The 6027-nt window shown below is 72.4% G+C and carries 4 protein-coding genes; 3 read left to right on the top strand and 1 reads right to left on the bottom strand.

Going from position 1 to position 6027, the window contains the following annotated elements; all coding sequences use genetic code 11:
- Positions 1-1356, top strand: a 1356-nt coding sequence (locus MHW47_RS30750; protein ID WP_239227151.1) for a sugar transferase, incomplete at its 5' end; no start/stop codon positions are given.
- 89 nt (positions 1357-1445) lie between these two features.
- On the opposite strand, the gene MHW47_RS30745 is transcribed toward MHW47_RS30750, so the two are convergent.
- Positions 1446-2423, bottom strand: coding sequence for a GDP-L-fucose synthase (locus MHW47_RS30745; RefSeq protein WP_239227150.1), 978 nt, complete (start codon positions 2421-2423; stop codon positions 1446-1448).
- 113 nt (positions 2424-2536) lie between these two features.
- Here MHW47_RS30745 and gmd point away from each other — a divergent pair, with 113 nt between their 5' ends.
- Positions 2537-3550 carry a GDP-mannose 4,6-dehydratase gene (gene gmd / locus MHW47_RS30740; protein ID WP_239227149.1) on the top strand — a complete coding sequence of 338 codons (1014 nt, stop codon included), beginning with the start codon at positions 2537-2539 and terminating at the stop codon, positions 3548-3550.
- 111 nt (positions 3551-3661) lie between these two features.
- Entirely contained in the window at positions 3662-5908 is a 2247-nt protein-coding gene (locus MHW47_RS30735; protein WP_239227152.1) for a LamG domain-containing protein, read from the top strand.
- The last annotated feature ends 119 nt before the right edge of the window (positions 5909-6027 follow it).

Genomic DNA, 6027 nt, shown 5'->3' with positions numbered 1-6027 from the left:
CTGGTGGTGTGCGTGGAGGCGGCCGGGCTGGGGTTACCCGCCTGGCTGGTGCTCCGCGCCGGCGGACAGCCCGGGGCCGTCGCCGGGGCGCTCGCGGCCACCGCGGTGTGGTGCGGGATACGGGCGGGGCGGGGCAGATACGCGTTACCCCTGCCGGGGCGGCCACCGGGGGCGCTGACCACGCCCGGCGACTGGCTGCTGCTCATCGGTGTGCTGGCGGTGCTGTGGACCGTGGTCGACCGGTCCATCGATCCGGCGGCGGCCGTGATGGCGCTGGTGCCCGGCCTGCTGACGGCGTCGGGCGCCTCCTGGGCGCGTGGGGTCCACCGGTCCGGGCGGCGCCGTACGGTGCGCCGGGTGCTGGTGGTCGGTGAGGCCGAGGGCGTGGACCGGGCGGTGGGGCTGCTGACCTCGCGGGCGGGCCACGGCCACCTGGTGGTGGCCGCCCTGCCGGTGGGCACGGCCCCGCTGGCCTGCGAGGTGCCGGTGCCGGGGCGGCTGGCCCCGGAGCCCGCGGGGGACGACGCCTCCACGGTGCTGGGCGCGGCCTTCGCCCACGAGGCGGACCTCGCGCTGGTGGTGCCGGGTCCGCGGCTCACCGCGGACCGGTTGCGGCGCCTGTCCTGGGGGCTGCACGACGGAGGGCTCGAACTCTCCGTCCTCGCCCATCTGTCGGAGACCTCGGCGGACCGGGTGCGGCCGTCGTCGGTGGCCGGGCTGACCCTGCTGCACATCGCGCCGCCGCTGCGCCGGGGGCTCCAGCCGGTCCTCAAGGCCGCGGTGGACCGGGCGGGGGCCGCGTGCGGCCTGGTCGCCCTGGCCCCGTTGATGCTGCTGATCGCGGTGGCGGTGCGGCTCACCTCGAAGGGGCCGGTCTTCCACCGGCAGATCCGCCAGGGACGGCACAACCGGCCCTTCGTCATGTGGAAGTTCCGCACGATGGTGGTGGACGCCGAGCGGCACAAGGCGCGGCTGGCGGCGGTGAACGAGAACGACGGCCCCATGTTCAAGATGCGCCGCGACCCCCGGGTCACCCGGCTCGGCCGGCTGCTGCGCCGCTCGTCCCTGGACGAACTGCCCCAGCTCGTCAACGTGCTCAAGGGTGACATGTCCCTGGTCGGACCGCGTCCGCCGCTGCCGGACGAGGTGTCCCGTTACGACGAGCGCGAGTTGCGCCGGCTCGCGGTGAAACCCGGTCTGACGGGCCTGTGGCAGGTCAGCGGCCGCTCGGACCTGTCCTGGCAGGAGACCGTCTCGCTGGACCTCTGGTACGTCGACAACTGGTCGGTGGCCGGGGACATGGGGCTCATGGCCCGTACGCTGCGCGCCGTCACCGACGGCCGCGGGGCGTACTGAGGGCGGGGGCCGGGATGGGCACGGTGCGCAGGGGCCGGGCGGCCCGCCCGCCGTGGACGGGTGCGGGCCACCGGGCCGGGCGGGTGCGGTCAGGCGTCGCGCTGCCGCAGCCACCACGCGTAGGTTTCCGCCACGCCCTCCCGCAGCGGGACGCGCGGGGTGAAACCGAGGGCGGTCAGCCGGGAGACGTCCAGGAGTTTGCGCGGGGTGCCGTCGGGTTTGCCGGTGTCCCAGGCGATCTCGCCCTGATATCCCGTCACTTCACCGACGGTCTGGGCGAGTTCGCGGATGGTGAGGTCCTCGCCGCAGCCGATGTTGACGGGGGTGTCGTCGTCGTAGCGCTCCAGCAGGAGGACGCAGGCGGCGGCGAGGTCGTCGACGTGCAGGAACTCGCGCCGGGGGGTGCCGGAGCCCCAGAGGGTGACCGTCGGGGCGCCCGACTCGCGGGCTTCGTGGAAGCGGCGGATCAGGGCGGGCAGCACATGCGAGGTCTCCAGGTCGAAGCTGTCGCCGGGCCCGTACAGGTTGGTCGGCATGGCGCTGATGTAGGAGGCGCCGTACTGGCGCCGGTAGGACTGCGTCTGCACGATGCCGGCGATCTTCGCCAGCGCGTACGCCTCGTTGGTGGGCTCCAGGGGCCCGGTGAGCAGGGCGCTCTCCGGGATCGGCTGCGGGGCCAGCTTCGGGTAGATGCAGGACGAGCCGAGGAAGAGCAGCCGCTCGGTGCCGGCCGCGTGCGCGCCGGCGATCACGCTGAGCTGGATGCGCAGGTTGTCCTCGATGAACTGCACGGGATACGTGCTGTTCGCCATGATCCCGCCGACCCGCGCGGCGGCCAGCACCACGGCGTCCGGGCGTATGCCGCGCAGGAAGGCGGCGGTCCGGCCGGCGTCCCTCAGATCGAGGAGGTCGCGGCCGCGCGTGATCACCTCGTGGCCGTCGGCGGTGAGACGGCGGGCCACCGCCGAACCCACCAGCCCCCGGTGGCCGGCGACGAACACACGGGAACCGGGGCGTAACAGGGACGGGACGCGTTGCGGGTGAGGGCCGGGGAGATCAGTCGTCATGCTGACGGATTGTGCCAGCGACCGGTGGCAACGGTGACGTTTTACCCGGACCACCCCGTCCTCGGGAGATTTCATGACCAACTGCCCCACGGGCAGAGACAGAAGGGGGAAAGGTGGCGAAGACCGCGCTCATCACCGGGGTGACCGGACAGGACGGTTCGTACCTGTCCGAGCTCCTGCTCCAGAAGGGCTACACGGTCCACGGGCTGATCCGGCGCTCGTCGAGCTTCAACACCGAGCGGATCGACCACATCTACCAGGGCCCGGAGCAGGAGGACCGGTCCTTCGTGTTACACCACGCCGATCTCTCCGACGGGGTCGCGCTGGTGAACCTGCTGCGGGACATCCGCCCCGACGAGGTGTACAATCTGGGCGCGCAGTCGCATGTGCGGGTCTCCTTCGACGCACCGCTGTACACCGGTGACGTCACGGGGCTCGGCACGGTCCGGCTCCTGGAGGCGGTCCGGGCCAGCGGCATCGACACCCGGATCTACCAGGCGTCGTCGTCCGAGATGTTCGGCGCCAGCCCGCCCCCGCAGAACGAGCTGACCCCGTTCCACCCGCGCAGCCCGTACAGCGTCGCCAAGGTGTACGCGTACTGGGCGGCGGTCAACTACCGCGAGGCGTACGGCATGTTCGCGGTGAACGGCATTCTGTTCAACCACGAGTCCCCGCGCCGCGGGGAGACCTTCGTGACCCGGAAGATCACCCGCGCGGTGGCCCGGATCCAGGCCGGGCTGCAGAGCCGTCTGCACCTGGGCAACCTGGACGCGGTGCGCGACTGGGGGTACGCCCCCGAGTACGTGGACGCGATGTGGCGGATGCTCCAGTGCGACACCCCGGACGACTACGTGGTGGCCACCGGCGAGGGCGTCAGCGTGCGGCAGTTCCTGGAGTACGCCTTCCGGCACGCCGGCCTCGACTGGCGCGACCACGTCCGCTACGACGCCAAGTACGAGCGGCCCAGTGAGGTGGACGCGCTGATCGGGGACGCCTCCAAGGCCGGTGAGCTGCTCGGCTGGAAACCGGCCGTACGGGCGCGGGAGCTGGCCCGGATCATGGTCGACGCCGATGTGCGCAGGCTCGCCGACGAACTCGCCGGCACCGCCGTACGGGTGGACCGGTAGGGCGGTGCCGCCAGGCCCCGCCCCCTCAACCGTCCCCACCGGCAGCCGGCCGGGCGGGGCAGCAACCGCGGCCCACCGGCCGCAGCCCGTTCTCACCTTCGGAGCTGAATGATGAAACCAACCACGGGGCGCCGGCCCGGCCGGACGCGGGCCACGGCCGCGGCGCTCTGCCTGCTCGCCGGGGCCCTGAGCGCCGCCGCGGCGAGCGGACCGCAGGCGGCCGCCCTCACCCCGCCGGTCTCGATCACCGCGGACGACCTGTCCACCTGGCAGACCAACGGCATCGTCTGGTCGATGGCCGCGTCCGACGACGGGGTGGTCTACGCGGGCGGCACCTTCTCCACCCTGCGTCCCCCGGGGGCGGCGGCGGGCACCTCGGAGCAGCCCGCCGTCAACTTCGCGGCGTTCGACGCCGCGACGGGCGCGCCCACCGACTGCTCCCTGTCGTTCACCCTCTCCTCGGGCACCGCGACGGTACGCGCGCTGGCCCTGTCCCCGGACGGCTCGACGCTGTACGCGGGCGGCCGGTTCGGGGCGGTGAACGGTGAGGGCGTGAGCAACATCGCGGCCATCGACACCGCCACCTGCACCCCGCGCAAGGACTTCAAGCTCGCCGTGTCCGCCACCGTGCGGGCGCTCGCGGTCACCGGCGACACGGTGTACCTCGGGGGCGACTTCAACAGCGTGGAGGGGCAGAACCGCAACTACTTCGCCGCCGTCACCACCGACGCCGCGCTGAAGCCGTGGACGGCGAACGCGGACGAGGTGGGCCGGGCCCTGGAGGTCACGCCGGACGGCCGGAACGTGGTGCTCGGCGGTGACTTCTTCAAGGTGAACAACACCACCAGCCACGCGCTGGCCGTGGTGAACGCCACCACCGGGGCGCTCGTCCGGGGCTATCCGGGTTTCATCCCGAACACCTCCACGGTGCAGGACCTCACCAGCGACGCCACGCAGTTCTACACCGCCAACGAGGGCACCGGGGGCGGGGTGTTCGACGGCCGCATCGCCCTCGACCTCACCACGTTCGACCAGGTGTGGCGCGACACCTGCCTGGGGGCCACCCAGGCGATCCTGGTGCACAACGGGGTGCTCTACAGCGGCAGCCACGCGCACGACTGCGCGTCGATGGGCGCCTTCCCCGACCAGCCGCGCAAGCATCTGCTGGCCCAGTCGGTGGACGACCCGAAGCTGCTGCCGTGGTTCCCGGACACCAACGACGGTATCGGTGAGCCGGTCGGGCCGCGCGTGATGGCGCAGACCGGCAAGGGCGGCCACCACTACCTCTGGGTGGGCGGCGAGTTCACCACGGTCAACAGCAAGCCGCAGCAGGGGCTCACCCGCTTCGCGGACGGCCCGGACACGGGGGCGCCCTGGGTGCCGAACGTGAGCGTGTCGACGGTGGCGCCGGACCGGGTGGACGTCAACTGGCAGACCAGCTTCGACACCGACGACGGGACGCTCACCTACCGCGTCTACAAGGACGGGGCGAGCACCCCGGTGTACACCACGACGGGCTACTCGGTCTTCTGGGACCGGCCGCAGCTGCGGTGGACGGACACCGACGTGGCACCGGGCGAGACGCACACGTACCGGATCAGCGCGAGCGACGGCACCAACACCAGCGCCAAGTCGCCCGCCGTGACGGCCGTCGTCGCCTCGAAGGCCGAGGCCTATCCGCAGCGCGTCCTCGCGGACGGGGCACAGCTGTACTGGCGGTACGACGAGGGCACCTCGACGTTCGCCGCCGACACCACGGACGGGCTGGACAACGGGTTCCTGCGCAACTCGCCCGCGTACCGGCAGACGCCGGCCGCCGTCGCCGGGCCCTCCACCGCGATCGGGTTCAACGGCACCGACGAGTACGCGTACAGCAACCGGAGCAGGTCCGGCGTCACGACGTACTCCGTGGAGACCTGGATCAAGACCACGACCACCCGCGGAGGCAAGATCATCGGCTTCGGCAGCAACACCATGGAGCTGAGCGGCAAGTACGACAAGCACGTGTACATGCTCAACAACGGGCGGCTGACCTTCGGCACCAGCTACAACGGCGGCCAGACCGTCAGCACCACCGGGGCCTACAACGACGGTGCCTGGCACCACGTCGTCGCCACCCAGGGGGCGGACGGCATGTCCCTGTACGTGGACGGGCAGCGCCGCGCCTGGAACCCGCTGTACACCAAGAACGCGAACTACACCGGCTACTGGCGGGTCGGCGGCGACAATCTCGCCACCTGGCCCAACCGGCCGTCCAGCAACTACTTCGCCGGGCAGATCGACGAGACCGCGGTGTACCCCACCGTGCTGAGCGGCTCGCAGGTCGCCGCCCACTACGCGCTGAGGACGGGTGGATGAGGCATCCGTACCTGACCGGTGCCGCCGTCGCCCTGGCGACGGCGGTGCTGGCCGCCTGCGGCTCCTCCTCCGGCGACGGGGGCGGGAGCGGGGACGGCGGCGGCACGGCGGCCGGGGCG

This window comes from Streptomyces sp. OfavH-34-F (assembly GCF_022347745.1).
In the GTDB taxonomy this organism is placed as follows: Bacteria; Actinomycetota; Actinomycetes; order Streptomycetales; family Streptomycetaceae; genus Streptomyces.
This window is presented reverse-complemented; position numbering and strand designations above follow the sequence as displayed.

What these genes read in the sequence shown, in the direction of transcription:
- MHW47_RS30745 (WP_239227150.1), bottom strand. Translation starts at nt 2,423, where the DNA reads ATGACGACTGATCTCCCCGGCCCTCACCCGCAACGCGTCCCGTCCCTG.
- MHW47_RS30735 (WP_239227152.1), top strand. Translation starts at nt 3,662, where the DNA reads ATGAAACCAACCACGGGGCGCCGGCCCGGCCGGACGCGGGCCACGGCC.